We start from the raw sequence: 25,769 nt of genomic DNA, 5'->3' as shown, positions 1-25,769 counted from the left end.
GGCCCTTGCCCCGGCCCGTACGGGCTCTGCCGAGTCCGCGGGCCTTCGGAATGCTCGCCCTGCCGGAAATGCCCTTCTGGAACATCCCGGCTCGGGCCGGGGGAAGACACCGGAGACGACCTCGTCGGCGTACGCGCGGATCGCCCGGTCCATCTCGCCGGCCAGGTCGGAGTACTTCTTCACGAACTTCGCGGGCTGCGGGGTGAGGCCCATCAGGTCCTGCCAGACGAGGACCTGCGCGTCGGTGTGGGGACCCGCGCCGATCCCGATCGTGGGGACGCTCAGCGACGTGGTGACCCGCTGGGCGAGGTCGGCGGGCACGCATTCGAGCACGACGGCGAAGGCGCCCGCGTGCTCCAGCGCCTTGGCGTCGGCCATGAGCTCGTCACCCGCCTGGCCGCGGCCCTGCACCCGGTAGCCGCCGAAGGCGTTGACCGACTGCGGGGTCAGGCCGAGGTGGGCCACGACCGGGATGCCGGCCGACACGAGCAGCTCGACCTGCGGGAGGACCCGGCGGCCGCCCTCCAGCTTGACGGCGTGCGCGCCGGCCTCCTTCATGAAGCGGGCCGCGGTCTCCAGGGCCTGCTGGGGCGAGGCCTGGTAGGAGCCGAACGGCAGGTCGGCCACGACCATCGCCCGCGACGAGCCGCGTACGACCGCCGCGGTGAGCGGGATGAGGTCGTCGACCGTGACGGGCAGCGTGGAGTCGTACCCGTAGACGACCATGGCGGCGGAGTCGCCCACGAGCATCACCGGGATGCCCGCCTCGTCGAACACCCGCGCTGTCATGGCGTCGTACGCCGTCACCATCGGCCACTTCTCGTGGCGCTCCTTGGCCGCGGCGATGTCGCGGACGGTGACCCTGCGCCCTGCGGCCCCGCCGTAGAGGGCGGGTTCGGACACGACGGAAACAGAGGACATGGCTACCTCCAGGCCTCGTGGCGCCCCTGTGGCGTCCCCGGACAGTCAGATCATTGCATGCCGACATGGCGTGGAACACCCCGGACGGGCGGCGTAATCCGGCCCTGCGACGGCTGGGACGAATGGGACGAATGAGCCGACCCGGCCGCGCGATTGTCGGAGGCGCCCGGCACAATGCCGTGCGGAGGTAAGGAACCACAATGGTTTTTGATCGTTACCGGCGGGTGCTCGCCCTGCCGGGCGTGCGGGCGCTGCTGCTGGTCGGCATGATCGCGAGAATCCCCCTCACCGGCACCGGAATGACCCTGACCCTGCACGTGGTCAACAGCCAGCACCTGGGCTTTCTCCAGGCGGGTCTGGTCGGCACCGCCTCGATGGCGGGCGCCGCGGTCGGCTCGCCGCTCGTGGGCCGCTTCGTCGACCGCCGCGGGCTGCGGCCGGTGCTGGCCGTGACGACCGCCGTGCAGCTGTGCCTGTGGTGCGCCGCGCCGGCGATGCCGTACGCCGTGCTGCTGCCGGGCGCGCTGATCGGAGGGCTGTTCAGCCAGCCGGTGTTCGGGGCCATCCGGCAGTGCGTGGCCGCGATGGTGCCCGTGGAGAACCACCAGACCGGTTTCGCCCTCGACTCGATGGGCGTGGAGTTGTCGTACATGGTCGGGCCCGCCCTCGCCGTCGCGAGCGTGACGGCGTTCGGCAGCACCGCGACGATGTACGGCGTGGCCGTGGGCCTGGTGGGCTCGGGGGTGGCGCTGTACCTGCTCAACCCGCCCACGCGGTCGGCCGAGGAGGACGCGGGGCACGAGGGCGCCGTCCCCCGGCGGCAGTGGCTGCGGCCCGGCCTGCTCGCGCTGCTCTGCCTGGTGTCCGGGCTGACCTTCGTGCTCACCGCGACCGAGCTGAGCGTCGTGGCGATGCTCAAGGCCGGCGGCGCGACCGCCTGGACGGGCCTGGTCATCGCGCTGTGGTGCGCGTTCTCGCTCGTCGGGGGGTTCGTGTACGGCGGGCTGCCCCGGGGGCTGTCACCCGCGGTGCTCGCGGGCGGCCTGGCGGTGCTGACCGCGCCCGTGGGCCTGGTCGGCGGGGGCTGGGGCTGGCTCTGCCTGGCGCTGGCGCCGGGCGGGCTGCTGTGCGCGCCGGCGCTGTCGTCGACCGTTGACGCCGTCAACCGGCGCGTCCCGGCGGCGGCGCGGGGCGAGGCGATGGGCCTGCACGGCACGTCGCTGACGATCGGGGGAGCCCTGGCCGGACCCCTGGCCGGGGGGCTCCTGGACGCCCACGGCCCCGCCTGGGCCTTCGCCGTGTCCGGAGCGGTCGGCCTCGCGCTGGCCATGTTCGCCGCCCTGGTCTGGCGCGGTGCTCCGGCCGCTACGGCGCCCCTGCCCGCTCCCGCCGTGGAGTAGGGAGGAGGACCGGGCCGGGCGGGGGGAATCGTTTCCGCCCGGGCCGGGAATAGAACCGGCCCCCGCGCGGATGTACAGGGGGTGCGTGCGGCCGTTCCCCGGGACCGCCGCGCGAGACGCCGTGCGCCGCCCGCTCCGGATGGCCGTGCGAGACGCCGCGCGAGATGTCGTGCGCCCCGGCGCTCGGGGGCGTGCCGGGGCGGACGCGCGTCTGAGACGAGCGGTGTGCGGGCCGGCGCCCGGCCGAGCGATCTCGTCCAGCTGGCCGGCGGGTGCGGCGGCGCCGGATGGATTATGAAACGGTCCCGTTGCGTATCGGAATGGAAGAGCGCTACGCTTGCGTTGCGAAACTCACGCGTAGCGAAATCATGGGGGACTCCTTGGAAGCTCAAACAGACGCTCATACAGGTCACCCACGCCGCTGGCAGGTCCTCGGCGTGATGGTGTTCAGCCTGCTGGCCGTCGTTCTCGACAACACCATCCTCAACGTGGCGATCAAGACGATCGCCGATCCCGTTCACGGCCTGGGCGCGACCCAGAGCCAGCTCGAATGGGCGATGAACTCCTACACGCTGGTGTTCGCCGGCCTGTTGTTCACCTTCGGGGTGCTGGGCGACCGCTATGGGCGCAAGCGGATGCTCATGGCCGGCATGGTCCTGTTCGGGCTGGCGTCCCTGGCCAGCGCGTACGCCCAGGACCCGATGCAGCTCATCGCGGCGAGGGCCCTGATGGGCCTCGGCGGCGCCGCCATCATGCCGGCCACGCTGGCGGTCATCTCGAACGTCTTCCCGATCCACGAGCGGGGCAAGGCGATCGGCATCTGGGCCGGCGGCGTCGGCATCGCCGTGGCGATCGGCCCGATCACGGGGGGCGTGCTGCTCGAGCACTTCTGGTGGGGTTCGGTCTTCCTCGTCAACGTGCCCATCGTGCTCGTCGGCCTCGCGCTGATCGCCACGATCGTGCCCGACTCGAAGGACCCGAACAAGACCGGTCTCGACCCCGTCGGCGTGCTGCTGTCCATCCTCGGCCTGATCAGCCTCGTTTACGGCATCGTCCGGATCAGCGACCTCGGCACCGTCGCCGACATCTCGGTCATCGTGCCGTCGCTGCTGGGTCTGGCGATCCTCGCCGCCTTCGTCTGGTACGAGAGCCGCATCGACCACCCCGCGTTCGACGTGCGTAACTTCCGCAACGCCGGCTTCTCCACCGCGATCGCCACCGTCGGCCTCGTGTTCTTCGCGGCCATGGGCGTGATGTTCTTCCTGGCCTTCTACTGGCAGATCGTCCGGGGCTACTCGCCGCTGCAGTCGGGGGCGCTCGTGCTGCCGTTCGCGGCCGCTCAGCTGATCTTCGCACCGCAGAGCGCGCGCATGGTGCAGAAGTACGGCGCCAGGGCCGTCGGCACGGTCGCGATGCTCGTCATCACGCTGGCCCTGGCGTGCTACGCATTCGTGCAGGTGGACACCCCGATCTGGATCCTGCTGGCCCTCGGCTTCGTCCAGGGTGCGGCGATGGCCAACATCATGCCCCCGGCGACCACGGCCATCATGAACGCGCTGCCACGCGAGAAGGCCGGTGTGGGCTCCTCGATGAGCAACGTCGTCCGGCAGGTCGGCGGCACACTGGGCATCGCCATCCTCGGCGCGGTCCTGTCCGCCAGCTACCGCAGCGACATGGAGGACAAGGTCACGGCCCTGCCGGAGCAGCTCCGCCACGTCGTGACCGAGTCCATCTCCGGTGCCGCCGGCGTCGCCGGCCACCTGGGCGCGCGGGGGGCGAGCCTGCTCGACGCCGCGAACGCCGCGTTCGTCACCGGCGTCCACTGGGCGGCCCTCGGCTCGGCCATCGTGGCCCTCGTCGGCACCGTCGTGGTGGCCCGCTGGATGCCGGGCAAGGCCTCGGTGGACGCCGCCGTCACCAGGGCTGAAACCGAAAAGGAAGCAGCGGTAGTGTGAACCTGCCATGAAGACGCAGCAGACGGCTGAGGGGGCGGCCCGCCCGGCGGGCCGCCCGCGCAGCGAGAAGGCGGACAGGTCGATCATCGAGGCGACTCTCGAACTGCTCGGTGAGGGCATCGGAGTTTCGGAGCTGTCCATCGAGTCGATCGCCAGCCGCGCCGGTGTCGGGAAGACCACGATTTACCGCCGGTGGTCCAACAAGGAGGACCTGGTGGTGGACGCCCTGGCGACACTCAAGCCGCCGATCCCGCTGCCGCAGGGCGGCACCGTGCGCGACGACCTGGTGACCTATCTCCGGGTGATCCAGGAGGAAACCCGCCACCACCGCACCCGCTGCATCATGAACATCGCCATGAGCGACTCCGAACGGCACCCCCGGCTGGCAGAGCGGTTCCGCCAGCTGGCCGTGGAGCCGCGCAGGGCGGTGGTGGCGGCCGTCCTGCGGCGTGGCATGGAAACCGGGGAACTGCGAGCGGACCTCGACGTGGACATGGCGCTGGCGCTCCTCAGCGGGGCGATGATCTGGCTCACGAAGTGGTCCCACGCCGACGCCTCCCAGGCCGACCTCCCGGAGCGGATCATCGACGAGGCGCTCAAGGGCTTCCGCTCCCGGCCCTCCATCGCCGAGCCGTGACCCGGGTCTCCACCCCCGAGCCGTGACGCGGGTCTCCATCGCCGAGCCGTGATCCGTTCCTCCACCCCCGAGCCGTGACCCGGGTCTGCACCGCACGGTGATGCGGCCCTTCACCTCCGAGCCGTGAGCCGTCACAGGCTCACCACGGCCTCTGACAGGCCCCCGCGGGTCGCGGAGCGGCGCAAGGCGCCGGCCCGCGTCTCGGTGGGATCCGGGTACCACTGGCGGGCATGGACGCGAGGACGCACGGCCGTCTGCCGACGAGGCCGTCTCCAACGACCCCCTGACCGGTGCCGGGCCCTGCCCGGCACCGGTCACGGCGTTCCTGCGTCAAGCCCGCGCGCCGCACATCCGGCTGTGCCATCGTGGCCATCGTGATGAAGCAGGACTCTCTCGGCGACAAGAGCGCGTAGGCGAGCTGAGTTGCCCGACTACAACGATCGAGGTGGGACGCGAAAATCCTGCCTTTTCTGGCTTCTGACGGGTGTCGTCGCGACAGTGGTCGCGGCGGCCCTCGGCGCGGTCGGCTTGGTCATATGGTGGACTTTGGCCCTGAAGTCCCATCGGACGGAGCTGATGGAGCGAGACCGAGCGGCGATGGACCGTCAGGCGGTCCTCGTCGGTGAGGCACTGTACGAGGGCAGCCGTGACGGCACGCTCACCGACGCGGAAATCAACAGCGCCACCCGGGGCTTCCCGTGGCACGCGGGTCGAAGTGCGAGCCAGATCCGGGTGGTGGTGCGGACCACGCCGACGACGCCGGTGAAGGCGCGGTGCTTCGTCTACCTGTTCTCATCGCCGCTGTCGTCGAACGCCCGCCCTCAGATCAGTGAGGCCGACAGCTGTGAGGAGGCCGTCTACCACCCCCCGCCCTCGGCCGGCTGGCGGCAGTAGCCCCAGGCGCCACGCCCGTAGATCATTTTGACCCACCACCAGCGCAGGTCCAGGCCGTGATCCCAGTGTCACCGGAGCACTAGAGGCGCTCGCGCCAGCGGGTGGTGATGGGCAGGCGGCGGTCGCGGCCGAAGTTCTTGGGCGTGATCTTCGGACCCGGCGGGTACTGGCGGCGCTTGTACTCGGCGAGGTCCACCAGGCGGATGATCTGTGTGACCAGCTCGGGATCGTGACCGGCGGCGACCAGCTCGTCGCGGCCCATGTCTCGCTCCACGTAGTCGCGCAGCAGCCGGTCGAGCACCTCGTACGGCGGGAGCGAGTCGGTGTCGCGCTGGTCGGGCCGCAGCTCCGCGCTCGGTTCCTTGGTGATCGAGTTCTCCGGGATCGGGGGCTGCCCCGGCTGGGCGTTGCGCCACTCCGCGAGCTTCCAGACCACGCTCTTGAGCACGTCCTTGATCGGGGCGAACCCGCCCGCGGAGTCGCCGTACAGGGTGGAGTAGCCGGTGGCCAGCTCGCTCTTGTTGCCGGTGGTCAGCACCAGGTGGCCGTGCTCGTTCGACAGGCTCATCAGCAGCATGCCGCGCACGCGGGCCTGCAGGTTCTCGGCCGCCAGGCCGTGCAGCTCGACCTCCTTCTCGAACGCCGCGACGATGTCGGCGATCGGGACGACCTGGGAGTTGACCCCCTGGCGGCGCACCAGCTCCTCGGCGTCGGTGATCGAGTGGTCCGAGGAGTAACGCGAGGGCATCAGCACGACGTGGACCCGCTCGGGCCCGACGGCGTCGGCGGCGATCGTGGCGACGAGGGCGGAGTCGATGCCGCCCGACAGGCCGAGGATGACCGACCGGAAGCCGTTCTTGCGCACGTAGTCGCGCACGCCGAGCACGAGCGCCTGATAGATCTCCGCCAGGTCGTCCAGCCGCGCGGCGACGACCGGCGCCTCGGCCTCGTACGGCTCGACCGGCGCGGCCGACAGCAGCACCCGCTCGGCCGTGATGACGGTCCCGTCGTGCGCGTCGTGGCGGGACTCGCCGAGCTCGCCCGTGCCCTCCGGGAGCTCCAGGTCGGTGACGAACAGGTCCTCCTCGAACTGCGGCGCGCGGGCGACCAGCTCACCGGAGGCGTCCACGACGAGCGAGTCGCCGTCGAAGACCAGCTCGTCCTGGCCGCCGACCATGTTGACGTACGCGAGCGCGCAGCCCGCCTCGCGCGCCCTCCGCGCGCACAGCTCCAGCCGCACGTCGTCCTTGTTCGTCTCGTACGGCGAGCCGTTGGGAACGACGAGCAGGCCGGCGCCGGCCTCGGCGACCACCGAGACGGGGCCGCCGTCCTGCCACAGGTCCTCGCACACGGCCACGGCGACGTCCACCCCGTGCAGGCGGAAGATCGGCAGGCGGTCGCCGCGCACGAAGTAGCGGTACTCGTCGAACACCCCGTAGTTCGGCAGGTGATGCTTGGCCGACTTCGTCATCACCTGGCCCTCGTGGAGCAGGGCGACCGCGTCGAGCGGGGCGCCCTTGGGCTGTCCCACGCGCGGGGCGAGGTCGGCCCGGTCGAGGTAGCCCACCACCACGGGGAGGTCCCCGAGCCCCTCGTCGGCGAGCCGTGTGGCCGCCTTCGACAGAGCCGTGACCGACGCCTCGACGAACGACGAGCGGAGCACCAGGTCCTCGGCGGGGTAGCCGGTCAGGAACATCTCGGGGAACACCACGAGGTGCGCGCCGCGCTCGGCGGCCCTGCGGGTCCACTCGACGAGCATGTCGGCGTTGCCGGCGATGTCACCGACGACCGGATTGGTCTGGGCGAGAGCGATACGCAGTTGAGCCACGGTCCCACCCTAAGGTGTCCGATTATTTGTCGTCAAAGCGACGATAAGGGTCAGGTGCCGGGCGATCCCGGGCTGACCAGCCCTCTTTCGTACGCCAGGACCACGAGCTGGGCGCGGTCGACCAGGCCGAGGTCGTGCAGCAGGGCCGTGACCTCGTCGGCGATCTCCCGCTCCGGCACGGCGAGCGTCATCGCGATCTGCCGGTTGGTGAAACCTCGGGCGACGAGTTTGATCAGGTCGATGTCGGAGTCGGACAGGCCCTCCGGCGCCGCCGGGTCGCGCCGCCCGGCGAAGGCCGCGATGAGGTGCGTGGTGACCGCCGGGTCGATCAGCGCGTCGCCTTCGACCGCGGCCCGGATCGCCGCGATGAGCTGCTCGGGGGCGGAGGTCTTCAGCACGAAGCCGCTCACGCCTGCCCGCAGCGCGGCGTAGAGGTTCTCGTCGGTGCCGAAGGTGGTCATCATGATCACTTTCGGCGGCGCCTCGGCCGTGAGGATCCTCCGGGCCGCCGCCAGGCCGTCCAATCGCGGCATCTGGATGTCCATGAGCACCACGTCGGGCCGTGCCGACTGGACGAGCGCGATCGCCTGCTCGCCGTTCTCCGCCTCTCCGACGAGGTCGAGCCCCGGCTCGCTGTCCAGGATCACCTTGAGACCGGTGCGCACCAGCGCCTGATCGTCGGCGATGAGCACGCGCAGGGCCGCCGCGGCGATCGCCGCCCCTTCCGGCGCGGACGCCTCTCCCCACGCGGACGGCCCGTTCGGCCCGCTCGGCGCAGCCGGTGCGTTCCGCGCGTTCGGCGCGGGAGCGGAGACCGATCCGGCCGCGGCCGGGTCGGGAGCGTCCAGATGCTTCGCCTGGACGAGGATGTCCTGCTCCAGACGCTGCAGGGTGGGGCCGAGGTCGAGCCCGAGTTCGTCGCGCAGCGCCTCCCGGGCCCGCCGCAGCGCGCCGAGCGCGTCACCCTGCCGACCGGCGCGGTAGAGCGCGAACGCGAGCAGGCGCCAGGCCTCCTCCCGCAGCGGGTGCGCCGAGGCGTGTGCCTCCAGATCGGGGATCATCGGGCCGGTGCGGCCCAGCCGCAGCGCGGCGTCCGCGCGGCGCTCCACGGCCAGCAGGCGCAACTCGTCCAGCCGTGTGGCCTCGCTGTGCGCCCAGACCAGCTCCTGGAACTCGGCGAGGGCGGGCCCGCGCCACAGGGAGAGGGCCGTCTCCATCCGCTGCAGGGTCGCGGCCGGGCCGTCGTGGTCGCTCTTGACCAGGTGCTCGAAGTGCCAGGAGTCCACGTCCTCCACGTCCGCCCGCAGCGCGTAGCCGGGGGGAGCGGACACCAGGACGCTGGCCTCCTCGCGCGGCGCGCGGGCGGGTTCGAGCGCCCGCCGCAGCCGGGAGACGTATCCCTGGACGGTGGACAGCGCCTGGGCGGGCGGCTCGCCGGGCCACAGCTCGTCGATCAGCACGCTCACCGGTACGGCACGCCCTCCGGCCACGAGCAACCGGGCGAGCACGGCCTGTTGCCGCTGGCCGCCCAGGTCGAGCGTCTCACCATCGGCAATCGCCTCGAACGGCCCAAGAGCACGAAAAGTCACCATCGCACGGTAAGCGTAGAGCCAGTGACTCCCCAGGGCGTTCCTGCCGCCTCTCGGTTGGGTCACGAGCCGGACGGCGCGGGCTCAGGCGGTGAGCGGGAACCGGGCCTCGACGACCGTGCCGCCGGTCTCCGGGGCGGTGACCACGCAGCTTCCGCCCAGCTCCGCCGCGCGCTCGCGCATCGAGGACATGCCCACCCCCGCACGGAGCCGGGCGGGCGGGCCGATGCCGTCGTCGGCGACCGTCACCCGCAGTTCGCCGCCGCCGTTCCCGGCGGGGGAACGCGTCACGCGGACCTCGGCGCGCGTGGCCCGCGCGTGGCGGCGCACGTTGTTGAGCGCCTCCTGCACGATGCGGTACACCGCGACCTCGACGGCGGCGGGCAGCCCGGCCAGGTCGCCGTCCACCCGCACCGAGACGTCCTCGACGCCGTCCGCGCCCGCGGGCAGGGTCTCCTCCGCCAGCGCTCGTACGGCACCCGCCAGCCCCAGGTCGTCGAGGGCCGGGGGCCGCAGGCCGTACACGAGCTCGCGGATGTCGCCGGCCACCGCGTCCATGCCGACCCGCAGGTCGCGCAGCAGGTTGTCCGCCGTCTCCGGGGACCGCTCCAGGCTGTGACGCGCGATGTTGATCGTCATCGCCATCGCCCCGAGCGTCTGGCCGAGCCCGTCGTGCAGGTCGCGGCGCAGCCGCCTGCGCTCCTCCTCGCGGGCGGCGAGGATGCGTTCGCGCGAGCGCTGGAGGTCGGCGGCCATCCGCACGGCGTGGGCGACGTCGGCCACGTAGGGGAGGAGCGTGGCGAGCACCCGCTCGTCGTGGGCGGCGGCGAACCGCCGGGCCCCCGGCGGGCCCACGAGCAGCCGGCCCACCGGCTCGCCGTGCCAGACCAGCGGCACCTCGCGGGGTGACGGCCCGATCTGGCCGCTCTCGACGTACCGCGGCCTGCCGTCGGCGATCTCGACGGCGACGCCGTCCACGGCCAGGCCCTCGCGCACGACCGTCACCACCGAGGCCAGCGCGTCGGCGGGGTCGGCCCGCCGCACCTCCTGCGTCAGCCGCTCGGCGAGCAGCGCGGGGTCGCCCACCCGGCCGTACAGCGCGCGGTCGACCACGCGCTGCAGGGCGCGGCGCAGCGGCTGGAAGAACCCGCCGGCGAACAGCGCCGCCGCGAGCCCGGCCACCTGGTGATATCCGGAGACGACCAGGCTGGAGACCCCTCCGACCCCGAAGTAGACGGCGCCGACCATGCCCAGCAGCCCGGCGGTGACGAACGTCCGGCTGATCACCGTGTCGATGCCGTACAGCCGGTAACGCAGCACCGCGAAGAGGATCGTGAACGGGATGAGCGCCGTCCACAGCGTCGCGGGAAGCCACATCGACTCGCCCATCAGGAACCACACGACATATCCGGCGAAGGCGGTGAGCGGCCAGGCGATCTGCCGCCGCGTCACCGGGTCGGCACGCCGCAGCCGCAGCACGAGCGAGGCGAGCGCGGCGACGACGCAGACCCGGATCGCGTGAGCGAGAACCGTCATCGCGGTCGTGTAGACGGGGACGAGGGCCCTGACTTCCAGCGGGTTGTGGATGACCTCGGGCCAGGCGTACGCGGCGGGGTCGGGGTCGGGCCTCAGCACGCCCAGGGCGGCCTCGGCGACGCTGGCGGCGACGGCCAGCACGACCACCCAGCGCCAGCGGCGGGAGGGGAGCCGGCCGGTGGGCGAGCAGAGCGGCAGCAGGATCGCCAGCATCAGGCCCGCCACGGCCCAGGACACGACGGCGATCGCCCGGCCCGCGTTGGCCGCCCCCATCTCGCCCGAAGAGGCCCAGTAGAAGGAGAGCGCGGTGAAGGCGACGTTGGCCGAGGCCAGCAGGCCGCCCCCGCACATCAGCCACGCCAGGCTGAGCCGGGGCCGCTGGGAGACCAGGAACGCTCCCGTGACCGGGAACGTGAGCGCGACGCCGAAATCCGGCGTCAACGGGGGGCGCGGCTGCCATTGCGCGGGGATCCGGACCTGGACCAGCACCCCCAGCAGGGTCAGGACCAGTGCCACGGCCGCCGTCGCCCAGGCCACCGCCCGCGCGGGAAAGGCTGGGGGGTTCTCGTCCATCCTGTGATGGATTATGTCCTGTCCGGTTCCGCTCTGACCAGGAAACGGCAAGCGCGTACGTCTCCGCGGGCCTACGCCGTCCGGGCGGCGCGGCGGCGGACGGCGCGGCCGATGAGGAGCTGGCCCGCCGCCGCGAGCAGGCCGAGGCCGCCGAACAGGGGCCACACCAGCCCGGGGGCGGCGGCCAGCAGCCGGGTGCCCACCAGGGGCGCGAGCAGGGTGCCGGCCGACCAGGCCATGCCGTACAGGCCCGAGTAACGCCCGCGCAGGTGGGGCGGCGCGAGCGCCGCGACGATCGCCCCCGGGATCCCGGCCGTGAGCACCTCGCCGAGCGTCCAGACGGCCACGGTCGCCGCGTGCCCGGCCGCCGACGACACCAGAGAGGTCAGCGCGAACCCGAGCCCGACGAGCGCGAACCCGGCCGCGAGCACCCTGGACGGGTCGAACCTGGCCAGCCACGAGTTCGTGAGCGGCTGCACGACCACGATCAGCAGGCCGTTGACCGCCATCGCCATGCCGTACGCGCTCGTGGACAGCCCTTGCCCGGTCATGGCGAGGGGCAGCGTGGTGTACCCCTGCAGGTAGACCAGCGCGTACGCCAGATTGGTCAGCACGAAGGCCAGCATGAGCCGGTCGCGCAGCACGTCGGCGAACCGGCCGGGCTCGGCGTCCTCGCGGGCCGGGCGGGTCTCGGGGATCGCCCGCCACACGAGGAGGCCGAAGATCAGGCAGGTGACGGCGTCCACCCAGAACAGCACTGTGAAGCCCGAACGGGCGAGCCAGCCGCCGGCCACCATCGCGACCGAGAACCCGAGGTTGATGGCCCAGAACAGCAGCCCGAACGCCCGGGGCCGGTCCTCCGGCGGCACCAGGTCGGCGACGATCGCCTGCGACGCCGGGCGGTAGGCGTCCACCACGACCCCCAGCACGAGCATCCCCACGACGAGTCCCGGCACGCTGGTCGTGTAGCCGAGCGCGACCATGGTGACGGCCGTGGCGACCATGCCGCCGGTGAGCGTGACCCGGCGCCCGAGGCGGTCGGCCAGCCATCCGGCGACCGGCTGCGACAGCAGCGATCCCACGCCGAACATCGTCATGACCAGCCCGGCGGTGGCCAGGGAGACGCCGCGCGCCTGCGTGAGGTAGATGCCGATGAACGGCTCCACCATCGTGCCGAGCCGGTTGACGAACGATCCGCCGAACAACACCCAGAACGGACGGGGCAGGCCGCCGACCTTCGACTGGACGAAGCCCGGTTTGCTGATCACTGTGGTCACGGCGTCCACCCTTGGACAATCGGGACTCGCCGTGCCAATCTTTTAGGCTTGGCTAAAAGATGGGGGAGTGGTCGTGGCGGTGGAGTGGCGGTTCACGCCCGACGACGTGGCGCGGCTGCGCTTCGCGTTCTCCCCGATGTGGGAGCTGGTCGCCAGCCTCCGGGTGCTGCGCGCCCCCGGCCGCCACTCGCTGCACCTGCCGTGGCTGCGGGCCGTACGGCCCCGCCTGCGTGAGGTGGATCTCAGGGATCTGTTCGCGCTCGTTCCGGTGAACGGCTACGTACCCGACTTCCTCACCCCGCCGCCCGACACCCCGCTGCCGGACTTCGCCGCCGAGCTGGAGCGGGTGCGCGCCACGCGGCCCGCCACGGCGTACGAGCAGATGGTCTGGGTGCAGACGCCCGATCCCGCGGCGCTGCGGCGGTTCGCCGACGACCCGGCGGAGGGCGTGCGGCGGGTGGCCGGCCAGTTGCGGGAGTACTGGACGGTCGCGTTCGAGGAGTTCTGGCCCGGGGTCCGCGCGCTGCTGGAGGCCGACGTCATGTGGCGCGCCCGCACGCTGGCGGCCGGGGGAGTGCGCGAGCTGTTCGCCGACCTGCACCCGGGCGTCGCCTGGCGCGGCGACCGCCTCGTCACGGCCAAGAACTGCGACTATGACGGCGACCTCGGCGGGGACGGCCTCGTCCTCGTGCCGAGCGCCTTTTCCTGGCCGGACGTCTGGGTGATGTACGAGCCGTACCCGCCGATGCTGTGCTACCCGGCGCGGGGCGTCGGGACGCTGTGGTCGGACGGCACGCCCTGCACCCCCGAGGCGCTGGCCGCGCTCATCGGCCGCACCCGGGCTCAGGTGCTCACCGCGCTGGCCGAGCCCGGCTCGACCACCGGGCTCGCCCGGCGGCTCGGCCTCACGCCGGGCGCGGTCAGCCAGCACCTCGCCGTGCTGTCCGGCGCGGGCCTGGTGGCGCGGCGGCGGCTCGGCCGCGAGGTGCTCTACCGGCGGACACCCGTCGGCGAGTCGCTCGCCGCCGTCTGCTGATCGGCGAGGCCGGGCGGGGCGGGCAGCCGGGCCGTGACGGTCGTACCGCGACCGGGTCCGGAGGTGACGGAGCAGGTGCCGCCCAGCTCGGCCGCCCGCTCGGCCATCGAGCTCATCCCCACGCCCGATCTGCGGCCCGGCGGGAGCCCCACGCCGTCGTCGGCCACGGTCACCCGCAGCTCGCCGTTCCTGTGCAGGATCACCCGCACGCGCCGGGCCCGCGCGTGCTTGCGCACGTTGGTCAGCGCCTCCTGCACGATCCGGTAGGCCGCCACCTCCACGGCGGCGGGCAGCCCGGACATGTCCCCGGCCACCTCGACCTCGGCCACCGACTCCTCGCCGGCGGCCAGGCCGGGGCGCGTCTCCTCGGCCAGGGCCCGTACGGCTTCCGCCAGCCCGAGATCGTCGAGCGCGGGAGGACGCAGGCCGTACACGAGCTGGCGGACGTCGGAGGTGACGCTGTTCATGCCCTCGCGCAGGTCCCGCAGCAGGGCGTCGGCCGTCTCGGGGGACCGCTCCAGGGTGTGGCGCGCCATGTTGATCGCCATCGCCATCGAGGCCAGCGTCTGCCCGAGCCCGTCGTGCAGGTCACGGCGCAGCCGCCGCCGCTCCTCCTCCCTGGCCGTCAGGATGCGCTCGCGCGAGCGCTGCAGCGCGGTGGTGAGCGACACCGTGTGGGCGGCGTCGGCGACGTACGGCGCGAGCACCGCGATCACACGCTCGTCGTGGGCGGCGGGGAAGCGGCGCCCGCCCGGCGGGCCGATGAGCAGGCGCCCGACCGGCTCGCCGTGCCAGACCAGGGGCATCTCCCGCGCCACGGGATCGGGTCGTCCGCTCGTCGTGACGGTCCCGTCGATCTCCACCGCGATGCCCGTGACCGACAGGCCCTCGCGCAGCACCTCCAGGGCGGCCATCAGGGCGTGCGCGGGGTCGGCGTGCTGCAGCCGCCGCCGCAGCCCGGCGGCGAGCGCGAGCGGATCGCCGCCCGTGCCGTACAGCGCGCGGTCCACGAGGCGCTGCAGGCCTGCGCGGATGGGATGGAAGAACGCCCCGGCGAACAGGGCCGCGCCCAGACCGGCGAACCGGTCGACGCCGGACAGGATCAGGCTGGAGCCCGCCCCGGCGAGCACGTAGACGGCGGCCACGACGCCGACCAGGCCCGCACCGACGAGCGTCCTGCTGATCAGCGTGTCGATGCCGTACAACCGGTAGCGCAGCACGGCGACCGCGATCGCGGCCGGCACCAGGGGGAGGGTGAGTGAGGCCAGCCACCAGACCGGGTAGCCGATCACCCAGGGGACGACCAGACCGGCGAAGGCCACCAGCGGCCACAGGATCTGGCGGCGCTCGATCCCGTCGGCCCGGGTGAAGCGGACGACGAGCGAGGAGAACGCCAGCGCCATGCCCACCGCGACGACCGTGTGCAGCACCTGCCGGGTTTCCTGGTAGTACGGCGTGAAGGCCGCCACCTCCAGCGCGTTGTGCCCGGTGCGCACGCTCGACGGGGCGATCAGCGAGCACAGCCAGTCGAGGGCGAGCGCCGTGGCGGTCACGCCCCCGGGCACGCACCACCGCTTCGAGAGAATGCGCCCGGTGGGATACAGCAGCGGCAGCAGCACCCCGAGCGCGTACGTCGTGAGGTTCCACACGCCGTCGGCGAACACCCAGAGCGGGTGGACCAGCGGATGCCCGCCGTTGTGGACGAGCAGCGTCGCCGTGTTGGCGGTGAGGATGTTGGCGGCCGAGCCGAGGCCGCCCAGGCACAGCAGCCAGCCGAGCAGCAGCCGGGGGCGCGAGATCACCAGCAGCGCGCCGAAGATCGGGAACGTGGTGCCCGCCACGTCCTCGGGCGCGAACGGCAGCGGCGTGTAGGGGGCGTCCGGCAACTGGGCGGTCACCCAGATGTCGGCCAGCTCCAGGCAGACCGCCACTCCCGCGATCGCCACCGCGACGGCCGGCCCGAGCACGCGCACCCGGCCCGGCCAGTCGAGCCCCCGCAGCCGCCGGAGCCGCCCGGCCGGGCGCGCCGGATCCGCGACGCCGTCCTCGATGTCCGCCCCCGGCGCCGGGCCGGGCGCGCCGGACGCGCCGGAAGGGTGGTCCCGCGGGCCGGTCACGGTGCCGGGAGCCGCGGGCGCCGGCTCATCCGAGGGGCCGGGCCGGGATTCCGCGGTGTCGAGCAGCGGTGGTGCCACGGACGGGGGCTCCTTCGGATTGTGCACGGGCATGCAGGGACCGTAGGGCGCGCGGGTCGACACCCGATCAACGCCGGATCAACAGCAACGACGCCCCGTCCGGGAGTTTTGTTCGCTGTGATCTGCGTCACTGTTTTCACCCGTCTGTCCGGGCGCCGTCGCCGTCCCGCATCCGTGGTGATCCGCAGGACCATCGGCTCACACCCCCTCGTAACCCTTGTGAAACACTCAGGAGGCAGACTGGTAGCCGACCAGACCTGTGACTCCGTGAGGTACGCCTTGGACCGCCAGCAGGAATTCGTCCTCCGCACGCTCGAAGAGCGAGACATCCGGTTCATCCGGCTGTGGTTCACCGACGTGCTCGGCTTCCTGAAGTCGGTGGCGATAGCGCCGGCCGAACTGGAGGGCGCTTTCGCCGAGGGCATCGGCTTCGACGGCTCGGCCATCGAGGGCTTCTCGCGGGTCTACGAGTCGGACATGCTGGCCAAGCCCGACCCGTCGACGTTCCAGATCCTGCCGTGGCGCAGCGAGTCGCCGGGCGCCGCCCGCATGTTCTGCGACATCCTGATGCCGGACGGCTCCCCGTCGCACGCCGACCCGCGCTTCGTGCTCAAGCGGACGCTGGCCAAGGCGGCCGACATGGGCTTCACGTTCTACACCCACCCCGAGGTGGAGTTCTTCCTGCTGCGCAACCGGCCGGAGAAGGGCGACAGGCCCCAGCCGATCGACGACGGCGGCTACTTCGACCACACGCCGCACAGCGCGGGGCACGACTTCCGCCGCAACGCGATCATGATGCTGGAGTCGATGGGCATCTCGGTGGAGTACAGCCACCACGAGGGCGCGCCGGGCCAGCAGGAGATCGACCTGCGCTACGCCGACGCGCTGACCACGGCCGACAACATCACGACGTTCCGGCTGGTCATGAAGGAGGTGGCGCTGGAGCAGGGCGTGTGGGCCTCGTTCATGCCCAAGCCGTTCACCGACTACCCCGGGTCCGGCATGCACACGCACATGTCGCTGTTCGAGGGCGACCGCAACGCCTTCTACGAGCCGGGTGCCGACTACCAGCTGTCCAAGATCGGCCGGTCGTTCATCGGCGGCCTGCTCCGGCACGCCGCGGAGATCACCGCCGTGTGCAACCAGTGGGTCAACTCCTACAAGCGGCTGTGGGGCGGCGCCGAGGCGATCGCCGGGGCCGGCGGGGAGGCCCCCGCGTACATCTGCTGGGGGCACAACAACCGTTCCGCGCTCGTGCGCGTGCCGATGTACAAGCCGCACAAGGGCGGCTCGACCCGCATCGAGTTCCGGTCGGTCGACTCCTCCTGCAACCCCTACCTCGCCTTCGCCGTCATCCTGGCCGCGGGGCTCAAGGGCATCGAGGAGGGGTACGAGATGCCGCCGGGAGCCGAGGACGACGTGTGGGCGCTGACCAGCGCCGAGCGGCGGGCGCTCGGCATCCAGCCGCTGCCCCAGTCGCTGGACGAGGCGATCGCGGCGATGGAGCACAGCGAACTGGTCGCCGAGACGCTGGGCGAGCACGTCTTCGACTTCTTCCTGCGCAACAAGCGCGCGGAGTGGCAGGATTACCGCCGCCAGGTGACCGAGTACGAGCTCGGCCGCTACCTGCCCGTGCTCTGATCGGGATCACTCCGTCACCGCGGCGTTACAGGTTGCAAATCTTCCTGACACTCTCGTCTGTTTGGCTGATCCCTACACCGGAACAGTACTATCGGCTCACTTGTTACGACTTCTACGGGCGAGCCGTGCCAAGACGTGACTCAGGGAGGGCGTGGGCCATATGACGGCGGCTGCGGGGCTGCAGACCGTTCTGACCGTACCGAAGCGTTTTCGGGGACCCGAGGGCACCGCCAACGGCGGGTGGATCTCGGGCACCCTCGCAGGGACGCTGACCGGAGGCGGTCACGACTCGCCGGTGGAGGTCACCCTTCGCAAACCGGTCCCGCTGGAGACCGCCCTGCTGGTCGAACACGTCGGCAACGCCGTCGTCCTGAACCAGGGCGAGGGCCATCTCGTCGAGGCGATCCCCGTCGCGGAGACACTGACGCCTCCGCCGTTCGTGCGGTTCACCGACGCGGCCCGCGCGGAGGCGGGCTTCCCCGGCAGGAACGGCCACGCCATCGCGGGCTGCTTCGCCTGCGGCCTGCGTGAGCCGGGCGACGGGCTGCGGATCTTCCCCGGCCCGGTGAAGGACCCCGTGGAGAACTCCGCGGAGGGCACCGAGCTCGTGGCCGCCGGCTGGCGGGTGCCGTTCAACGTGACCGACGAGCAGGGCGTGGTCCCCGACTCGATCGTCTGGGCGGCGCTGGACTGCGCCACGGGGTGGGCGCACTACCGCAGCTTCCCGGATCGGCGGCCCATTCAGCCCCCGCTGCTGGGGCGGCTGACCGGGCAGGTGTTCCGCCGGGTCTACCCGATGGGCCGTTATTCGGTAGTGGCGCGGGCAGAGGGTCGTGACGGACGCAAGCTGTTCGGCACGAGCGCGGTCTACGAGGTGGACGGCACGCTCGTCGCCGCCGCCAAGGCGACCTGGATCCTGCCTCGCCAGTGACGCGGAGGCCGGCCCGCGTCGCGCGGACGCGGTGTCCGGCGGCGCGGTGTCCGGCGGCGCGGCCTGCGGCCTCAGGAGCGCTCACCCGGTGAGGCGGGCGGCCACGACTGCGGCGCAGCGGGGGTCGAACAGGATCGTGTAATGGTTGCAGTCAGGCACGACCTCGTCGCGCAGGCCGGGCAGGTCCGCCGCCCACCGCGCGGTGAGGTCGTCCGGGAGCATCCCGACGTCCTGGTTCAGCAGCCCTCGCGGCGCCCGGAGCAGGAGCGGCGCCGGCTCGATCGCCGTGAGCGCCGTCATGATCGCCTCGTGCTCGGTGAGCAGCCAGCGGCCGTCCTGCCGTACGGCGTCCTCTCGGGCGCGTGAGCGGACGGCGCCGTCCGGTCCGGTGGCGTCGTAGCGGACGTACTCCTCGACGAGCGGCGACCAGTCGTCGGCGAGCGCGGGATGGGCGCGGAAGAAGTCGAGGTAGGCGTCCACGCTCGGATAGGTCTGGGAGAGCCTGACGATGGCCGGGCCGAGCGTCGCCTCCAGCACCTCGTCGGGGTCGGCGCCGGGCGGCAGCGGCAGCGGCAGTCCGCCGTCCACGAGCACCACCCGGGCGTAGCGGCGCCGCGCGCCGTGCAGGGCCGCGACGTAGGCGCCCATCGAGTGCCCGGTGAGCACGCTCGTGCCGTCCGCGCCGACGTGCCCGGCCACTCGTTCCAGGTCCTCGGCGTGCCGGTCCAGGCCGTACGGGCCGGGCAGATCGGCGCTGTGGCCGCGCCCGCGCAGGTCCACGGCGATCAGCGACCAGCCGGGGGGCAGCGCCTCGGCCACCGCCCCCCACGCCATGAGGGAGGCGGTGATGCCGTGCGCCGCGATGATCAGGCGGGGACCGTCACCGAACCGGGCGATCCGCAGCCGTCCGCCGGGGACGGCGACCTCATCGATGTTCATGGTTCGGACTGTACGATACGGCCCTCTCGGATATCGCCTGTCCCGATATGTGTCTTTAAGCTCTCCAATATGCGTGAACGTCTGATCGTCATCGAGCACGAAGCCGACGCCGGCCTGGGCTTTTTCGCCGGATGGCTGGAGGCCGCCGGAGTCGAGGTCGACGTCGTCCGGCCGTACAAGGGGGAGCCGGTGCCCGAGCGTGCCGCCCTCGGGCTGCTGGTCCTCGGCGGCTCCGCGGCGGCCTGGGACGACGAGGGGTACGGCTGGCTGCCGGCCACCAGGGGCCTGATCGCCCGCGCCGTGGACGAGGGCGTGCCGACGCTCGGCATCTGCCTCGGCGCCCAGCTCATGACGATGGCCTGCGGCGGCACCGTCGAGCGCGGCGACGCGGGCCTGGAGATCGGCCTGGGGGAGATCGAGCCGCTGCCCGAGGCCGCCGCCGACCCGCTGCTGTCGGCGCTGCCGCCCGGCCCGGTCCGGGCGGTCCAGTATCACCACGACGCCATGACCACCCTGCCCGCGGGCGCCGTACGGCTGGCCACCGGCGCGAGGTACGCCAACCAGGCGTACCGGCTCGGCGACCGGGCCTGGGCCGTGCAGTTCCACCCCGAGGCCACTGCGGCGATCTTCGCCTCCTGGACCGGCGGCGGTGAACTGCCGCCCGAGCGGGCCGAGGAGCTGAACGCGCAGGTCGAGGCGGCCGGAGACGAGCTCGAGCGCACCTGGAAGCCGCTGGCCGAGGCGTTCGCGGCCCAGCTCGCCCCGCGCTGACGTGGGCTGACATCGACCGACATGACGGGAGCGCGCGCGGGGAAAACGCGTGATGAGCCGATTACGCAGAGAAACCGCTAAGGACGCGCGCGGCGCGCAGGATTAGCGTGTGCGCTGAGCCCGGTCACGTGCCGAGCCGCGACATCCAAGGTGGGGGCGCCCGTGGTGCGGGTGTCCATGAGGATCGGCCCGCCGGATGAGCCGATCTCTGCGAGGAGGCTTCCGTCCCATGTGTACGGTTACTGGGAAGGTTCGTCTCGGGGGGCCGACGTGATCGACGTCGGAGTGGAGGAAGGATCGGTGAACGCCGCGCCTCGGATACAGACGACGGCAGGGCGCCTGGCGGCGCTCGGATTCGCCGACGGTGCGCGGGCCGAACGGCTGCTCGACGAGCTCGGCCCGGAGGCGGTCGGCGACTTCGCGCTGCTCGACGACCTCGTGAGGGCCGCCGACCCGGATCTGGCGCTCACCACGCTCAGCCGGGTGGTCGAGCGGGACCCGAGCGTGCTCGGGGCGTTCCGCGCCGACCCGGACCTGCGCCGCAGGCTGCTCGGCGTCTCCGGGCTCAGCGCGGCGCTCGGCGAGCACGTCGTACGGCACCCGGAGTGCCTGCCGTCGATCCAGTGGACGCGGTGGCCCACCGTCGCCGAGCTGCGCGAGGAGATGCTCCTCGCGGTCGGGGCGGACCCCGGCACGGCCGAGCCCGTGGCCGAAGGGGTCACCGCCGGGCCGGGCACGTCGGGCCCGGCACTGGAGGCGCTGCGCGTCGCCTATCGAACCCGTCTGCTGCACCTGGCCACGCGCGACGTGACCGGCGAGTGCACCCTGGCCGAGGTCGCCGCCGCGCTGGCCGATCTCGCCTCGGCCGCGCTGGAGGCCGCCCTCGCGATCGCCAGGGCCGAGGTGGCCGACGCGGGCGACGTACGGCTGGCCGTCATCGGCATGGGCAAATGCGGCGCCCGCGAGCTGAACTACATCTCCGACGTCGACGTCGTGTTCGTGGCCGAGCCCAGGGAAGGCGCGGACGAGACCAAGGCGCTGCAGACCGCCACGCGCCTCGCGCAAAGCATGATGAGGGCCTGTTCGGCGAGCACCCCGGAGGGTGCGCTGTGGGAGGTGGACGCCAACCTGCGCCCCGAGGGCAAGATGGGCCCGCTCGTGCGCAGTCTGGAGAGCCACCTGACCTATTACCGGCGGTGGGCGAAGACCTGGGAGTTCCAGGCGCTGCTCAAGGCGCGCCCGGTAGCCGGCGACCTGGAACTCGGCCAGGAGTACGTCGCGGCGGTCAACGAACTGGTCTGGCAGGCCGCCGCCCGGCCCAACTTCGTGGAGGACGTGCAGGCGATGCGCCGCCGGGTGGAGGCGCACGTGGCCGCGGGCGAGGCCGACCGGCAGATCAAGCTCGGGCCGGGCGGGCTGCGGGACATCGAGTTCGCCGTCCAGCTCCTCCAGCTCGTGCACGGCCGCTCCGACCCGCTGCTGCGCCGCCGGGCCACGCTCTCGGCCCTTGCCGCCCTCTCCAGGGGCGGCTACGTCGGGCGCGACGACGCCAAGGCGCTCGCAGAGGCCTACACCTTCCTGCGCCAGGTCGAGCACATGCTCCAGCTGCACCGGCTGCGCCGCACCCACGTGGTGCCGTCGGACACCGCCGACCTGCGGCGGCTCGGCCGGGGGCTGGGCATGACGACCGACCCCGTCGGGGCGTTCACCACCGTCTGGAAGCGGCACGCGCTGGAGGCGCGGCGGCTCCACGAGAAGCTGTTCTACCGGCCGCTGCTGCAGGCCGTCGCCCGCCTGCCCGAAACCGAGGCCCGCCTGTCCACGGCCGCCGCCACCGCGCGGCTGCAGGCGCTCGGATACGCCGACCCCGAGGGCGCGCTGCGACACATCGCCGCGCTCACCAGCGGCGTCTCCCGCCGGGCGGCCATCCAGCGGACGCTGCTGCCGGTCATGCTCGGCTGGTTCGCCGACGCCCCCGACCCCGACGCCGGCCTGCTCGGCTTCCGCCAGGTGAGCGACAAGCTCGGCACCACGCCGTGGTATCTGCGCCTGTTGCGCGACGAGACCGCCGTCGCCGAGCGCCTCGCCCACCTGCTCGGCACCAGCAAGTACGTCACCGGGCTGCTGCTGCACGCCCCCGAGGCCGTCGCGATGCTGGGCTCGCCCGCCGAGCTGGCCGTACGGCCGCCCGCGACGCTCGCCGCCGAGGCCGCCGCCGCGGTGGGCCGCCACGCGGAGAGCGCCGAAAACGCCGTCGCCGCCGTCCGGGCGCTGCGTCGCAGGGAACTGCTGCGTACGGCCTGCGCCGACCTGTCCGGGCTGATCGACATCGAGGCGGTCGGCCAGGCGCTTTCGTCGCTGAACGACGTCACGATCCAGGCGGCGCTGGACACGGCGATCAACAAGGTCACGCTGGAGCGGCGGGCTCCGTTCCCGACCCGGATGGCCGTGATCGCCATGGGCCGGCTGGGCGGCCTGGAGAGCTCCTACGCCAGCGACGCCGACGTGATGTTCGTGCACGCGCCGCTGCCGGGGGTGGCCGAGCGGGACGCGACCGACGCCGCGCACGCCGTGGCAGAGGAGACGCGCAGGCTGCTCGCGCTGCCCGCCCCCGACCCGCCGCTGCAGCTCGACGCGGGCCTGCGGCCGGAGGGCAGGCAGGGGCCGCTCGTGCGCACGATCGCCTCCTACCGGGCCTACTACGACCGCTGGTCCTCGCACTGGGAGGCCCAGGCGCTGTTGCGGGCCAGGTTCTGCGCCGGCGACGCCGAACTCGGCCGCGAGTTCGTCGCGCTCGTCGACCCGCTGCGCTACCGGGCCGAGGGCATCTCCGCCGACGCCGTACGGGAGATCCGCAAGCTCAAGGCGCGCATGGAGGCCGAGCGGCTGCCGCGCGGCGCCGACCCCGCCCTGCACACCAAGCTCGGCAGGGGCGGGCTGAGCGACGTCGAGTGGGTGGCCCAGCTCATCCAGCTGCGGCACGCGGGAGCCGTACCGGCGCTGCGCACGACGCGCACCCTGGACGCGCTGCGCGCGGCGGCGGGGGAGGGCCTGCTCGATCCGGCCGACGAGGAGGTGCTCGCGCAGGCGTGGCTGTTCGCCTCGCGCATCCGCGACGCCATCATGCTGGTGCGCGGGCGGGCGGCCGACAGCATCCCGACCCCCGTCAAGGAGCGCGTGCTGCTGGCGCGGGCGCTCGGCTACCCGCCGGAGGGCACCGAGGACTTCGTCGAGGACTACCGGCGCGCGACCCGGCGGGCCAGGACCGTGGTGGAGCGCGTCTTCTACGAGGACTGACCACTTCTACCGAGGGCCGACCACGGGCCCGGGCCCGGAGGGTCAGAGCTTCCTGCCCACGACTCCGTACGCGCCGTGCACGTGGTCGGCCGGGAGAGGGGCGTCGTCGGGGTCCGGACGCCACTCGCCGAGCGCGGCCAGGCCGGGTTCCACGAGCTCGAAGCCCTCGAAGAACCGGCTGATCTCGGCGCCGGTCCGCAGGACGAGCGGTACGGACCCGGCGTTGTACGCCTCGGCGAAGGCCCTCAGGCTCTCGGGGGCGAAGTCGTCGGTGACGTGGGAGACGGCGAGGTAGCTGCCGGGCACGAGCGCGTCGGTGTAGCGCTTGACGACGCCGAACGGGTCGTCCTCGTCCTTGATGTACATCAGCGTGCCCACGATCACCAGGCCGATCGGCTGCTCGAAGTCGAGCGTCGCCAGCGTGTCCGGGTGCTTGAGTACGGCGTCCGGGTCGCGGAGATCGGCCTCGACGTAGGCGGTCCTGCCCTCCGCCGTGCTCCGCAGCAGCGCGCGGGCGTGGACCATCACGATGGGATCGTTGTCGACGTAGACGACCTTGGCCGCGGGGTTCACGGCCTGCGCGACCTCGTGGGTGTTGTTCTGGGTCGGGATGCCGGTGCCGATGTCCAGGAACTGGGTGATGCCCTGCTCCGCGAGGAACCGTACGGCACGGCCCAGGAACGCGCGGTTGTCCCGGACGCCCTCGACGATGCCGGGGGAGGCGGTGATCACGGCTTCGGCGACCTTGCGGTCGGCCTCGAAGTTGTCCTTGCCGCCCAGCCAGTAGTCGTACACCCGGGCGGGATGCGGCACCGAGATGTTGAGCTTCGCAGGCGCGTCGTCGGCCATGCCGTACTCCAAGAGGGGAGGCGGTTTTAATTGATCTTATCCGTTCGCCCCGGCGCGCCGAGGCCGCTTGATCGAATTGAAGTCGTGGAATTTCGATCGATATATCGGAGGTCGCGGAAAGCGTTGCCCTCGCGAAGGGTGACGCTGTATCAACGGTACGGGTGATCTCTTTGATCTCGTATTACGCCGATCTGGCCATCGGGCTGATCCTGGCCTTCCTGTTGTTGTCGCTTCTCGTCAGCGGCATCAACGAGGGCATCGTCAGGCTGCTCGGAATCCGCAGCAAGTTTCTGTGGGCGTACCTGCGTGACACCCTCGACGGCGCGGAGACGGCGGACGGGACCTCGCGGCTCGACCGCGTCCTGGACGCGCTCAAGAGGCTCGGGCGCAAGGCGCGGACGCCGCTGACGCAGGCGGCGGAGGAGGGCCGCTCGCGCCTGCCGGCCAGTGTGATGGGCGTGTTCGCGCGGCTGCCGTTCGGCCGGGATCCGCGGCCCGCCTTCAGCCGTCAGCCGCCGCCGGTGGAGAGCCCGCCGCTCGCCGCCGCGGCCGGGTCCGTGGCCGCCGAGCAGATGGCCGCCGAGCAGATGGCCGCCGGACCGATGACGGCCGGGCAGCCGGCGGACCCCGCTCACCCCGCGGCACAGGCCGATCCGGTGGAGACCGCCGTCGTCACGGCGGACCGCGCCGAGGGTGTGCTGCCGCCGGGCGAGGGCAAGTCGATGGCCGAACTGCTGCACGAACGGCTGCAGGAGATCGACCACGCCAAGCGCGGAAGGACGAGCATCGCCGACATCCCGCCCGCGCGCTTCGCCGTCGCCGTCATGGAGATCGCCACCGAGCACGGCGGTGTGGAGGTGCTCATGCGGGACCTCGACGCGCTCAAGAGCCCCTTCTCCCGCCCGCTCAAGGCCGTGTGGGACAGGGCGAGCCACGATCTGGAGGCGTTCCGCCGCGGCGTCGAGGACTGGTTCGACGGCGAGATGGAAAGGCTCAGCCTGCTCTACCGCCGCTACGTCCGCTGGGTCATCGTCGCGCTCGGGCTCGTCGTGACGCTGGTGTTCAGCATGGACTCCCTGGAGTACGGCAAGACCCTGTTGCGCGACAACGCCTACCGCGGCGCGGTGTCCGCGTTCGGCCAGTCGGGCCCCGAGGCGCTGGAGCCGCTGCGTGAGCAGTGCGAGCCGGGTCGGGACACGTACGCGTGCGTCACCGACGTGCTGAGCACCCCGGCGTTCGTGAAGATCTTCACGCACGCTCCGGTGAGCGTCACGATGGACGGGTCCGGCGGGCCGGCGTGGGCCTGGCACGGAGGGGACTGGTGGCGGCGTGTCACAGCGCCCGGCCACTGGCCGGGATTCCTCATCACCCTGGTCGCTCTGTTGTTCGGCGCGCCGTTCTGGTGGGACATCCTGCGCCGCCTGAGCGGCCTGCGCACCCGGGCCTCCGGCTCCACCCCCTCCTGACACGCCCGCCCGGACATCGGGGGCCGCGACGGCG

17 protein-coding genes and 1 pseudogene are annotated in these 25,769 nt (G+C 72.5%); 10 read left to right on the top strand and 8 right to left on the bottom strand.

The genetic code is table 11. The features are described 5' to 3' along the window. Positions 1-99: 99 nt before the first annotated feature. Positions 100-921, bottom strand: a pseudogene (gene panB / locus AB0O28_RS07240) (3-methyl-2-oxobutanoate hydroxymethyltransferase); the annotation flags it as partial. 200 nt (positions 922-1,121) lie between these two features. Between panB and AB0O28_RS07235 the strand changes: the two are divergent. From AB0O28_RS07235 to AB0O28_RS07220, 4 genes are all read left to right on the top strand, one after another. Next, the gene (locus AB0O28_RS07235) at positions 1,122-2,321 is read left to right on the top strand and encodes an MFS transporter (RefSeq protein ID WP_363637234.1); all 1,200 of its coding nucleotides are present in this window, start codon (positions 1,122-1,124) and stop codon (positions 2,319-2,321) included. A 440-nt stretch (positions 2,322-2,761) separates the two neighbouring features. Further along, positions 2,762-4,276: an MFS transporter gene (locus tag AB0O28_RS07230; RefSeq protein WP_363637266.1), complete on the top strand. Its 1,515-nt coding sequence runs from the start codon at positions 2,762-2,764 to the stop codon at positions 4,274-4,276. 7 nt (positions 4,277-4,283) lie between these two features. Beyond that, positions 4,284-4,913 (top strand): TetR/AcrR family transcriptional regulator, encoded by a 630-nt coding sequence (locus tag AB0O28_RS07225; RefSeq protein ID WP_363637232.1) that lies wholly within the window; start codon positions 4,284-4,286, stop codon positions 4,911-4,913. Between the two features lie 576 nt (positions 4,914-5,489). Then, positions 5,490-5,807, top strand: a complete 318-nt coding sequence (locus tag AB0O28_RS07220) for a hypothetical protein (protein ID WP_363637230.1) — start codon at positions 5,490-5,492, stop codon at positions 5,805-5,807. A gap of 79 nt (positions 5,808-5,886) precedes the next feature. Here AB0O28_RS07220 and AB0O28_RS07215 read toward each other — a convergent pair whose 3' ends face one another. The 4 genes from AB0O28_RS07215 to AB0O28_RS07200 form a co-directional block, all read right to left on the bottom strand. Beyond that, complete coding sequence (locus tag AB0O28_RS07215) at positions 5,887-7,635, bottom strand: NAD+ synthase (RefSeq protein WP_363637228.1); 1,749 nt, start codon at positions 7,633-7,635, stop codon at positions 5,887-5,889. Positions 7,636-7,685: 50 nt separating this feature from the next. Then, entirely contained in the window at positions 7,686-9,227 is a 1,542-nt protein-coding gene (locus tag AB0O28_RS07210; protein WP_363637226.1) for a BTAD domain-containing putative transcriptional regulator, read from the bottom strand. 81 nt (positions 9,228-9,308) lie between these two features. Then, positions 9,309-11,333 (bottom strand): sensor histidine kinase, encoded by a 2,025-nt coding sequence (locus tag AB0O28_RS07205; RefSeq protein WP_363637224.1) that lies wholly within the window; start codon positions 11,331-11,333, stop codon positions 9,309-9,311. 71 nt (positions 11,334-11,404) lie between these two features. Further along, positions 11,405-12,610: an MFS transporter gene (locus AB0O28_RS07200; RefSeq protein ID WP_363637222.1), complete on the bottom strand. Its 1,206-nt coding sequence runs from the start codon at positions 12,608-12,610 to the stop codon at positions 11,405-11,407. A 73-nt stretch (positions 12,611-12,683) separates the two neighbouring features. Between AB0O28_RS07200 and AB0O28_RS07195 the strand changes: the two genes are divergently transcribed. Continuing rightward, positions 12,684-13,646 (top strand): DUF5937 family protein, encoded by a 963-nt coding sequence (locus AB0O28_RS07195; RefSeq protein WP_363637220.1) that lies wholly within the window; start codon positions 12,684-12,686, stop codon positions 13,644-13,646. Here AB0O28_RS07195 and AB0O28_RS07190 read toward each other — a convergent pair. Then, positions 13,601-15,874 (bottom strand): sensor histidine kinase, encoded by a 2,274-nt coding sequence (locus AB0O28_RS07190; protein ID WP_363637218.1) that lies wholly within the window; start codon positions 15,872-15,874, stop codon positions 13,601-13,603. The genes AB0O28_RS07195 and AB0O28_RS07190 overlap by 46 nt on opposite strands. A 246-nt stretch (positions 15,875-16,120) precedes the next feature. On the opposite strand from AB0O28_RS07190, the gene glnA reads away from it, so the two are divergent. Beyond that, positions 16,121-17,482, top strand: coding sequence for a type I glutamate--ammonia ligase (glnA, locus tag AB0O28_RS07185; RefSeq protein ID WP_363637216.1), 1,362 nt, complete (start codon positions 16,121-16,123; stop codon positions 17,480-17,482). 160 nt (positions 17,483-17,642) lie between these two features. Continuing rightward, positions 17,643-18,413, top strand: coding sequence for a hypothetical protein (locus tag AB0O28_RS07180; protein ID WP_363637214.1), 771 nt, complete (start codon positions 17,643-17,645; stop codon positions 18,411-18,413). Between the two features lie 81 nt (positions 18,414-18,494). Here AB0O28_RS07180 and AB0O28_RS07175 read toward each other — a convergent pair whose 3' ends face one another. Further along, positions 18,495-19,352, bottom strand: a complete 858-nt coding sequence (locus AB0O28_RS07175; protein WP_363637212.1) for an alpha/beta fold hydrolase — start codon at positions 19,350-19,352, stop codon at positions 18,495-18,497. A 69-nt stretch (positions 19,353-19,421) separates the two neighbouring features. Between AB0O28_RS07175 and AB0O28_RS07170 the strand changes: the two genes are divergently transcribed. Together AB0O28_RS07170 and AB0O28_RS07165 are read left to right on the top strand one after the other, a co-directional pair. Continuing rightward, the gene (locus AB0O28_RS07170) at positions 19,422-20,123 is read left to right on the top strand and encodes a type 1 glutamine amidotransferase (RefSeq protein WP_363637210.1); all 702 of its coding nucleotides are present in this window, start codon (positions 19,422-19,424) and stop codon (positions 20,121-20,123) included. A gap of 300 nt (positions 20,124-20,423) precedes the next feature. Then, positions 20,424-23,420, top strand: a complete 2,997-nt coding sequence (locus AB0O28_RS07165) for a bifunctional [glutamine synthetase] adenylyltransferase/[glutamine synthetase]-adenylyl-L-tyrosine phosphorylase (protein WP_363637208.1) — start codon at positions 20,424-20,426, stop codon at positions 23,418-23,420. Positions 23,421-23,462: 42 nt separating this feature from the next. Here the strand turns inward: AB0O28_RS07165 and AB0O28_RS07160 are convergent, their stop codons facing one another. After that, entirely contained in the window at positions 23,463-24,269 is an 807-nt protein-coding gene (locus AB0O28_RS07160; protein ID WP_363637206.1) for an SAM-dependent methyltransferase, read from the bottom strand. A 161-nt stretch (positions 24,270-24,430) separates the two neighbouring features. Between AB0O28_RS07160 and AB0O28_RS07155 the strand changes: the two genes are divergently transcribed. Further along, entirely contained in the window at positions 24,431-25,735 is a 1,305-nt protein-coding gene (locus AB0O28_RS07155) for a hypothetical protein (RefSeq protein WP_363637204.1), read from the top strand. Positions 25,736-25,769 lie beyond the last annotated feature (34 nt).

Origin of the sequence: Microbispora sp. NPDC088329 (genome assembly GCF_040685655.1) — a bacterium.
Taxonomy (GTDB): Bacteria; Actinomycetota; Actinomycetes; order Streptosporangiales; family Streptosporangiaceae; genus Microbispora.
The sequence above is the reverse complement of the archived record's forward strand: the minus strand, read 5'-3'. Positions and strand labels throughout refer to the sequence as shown.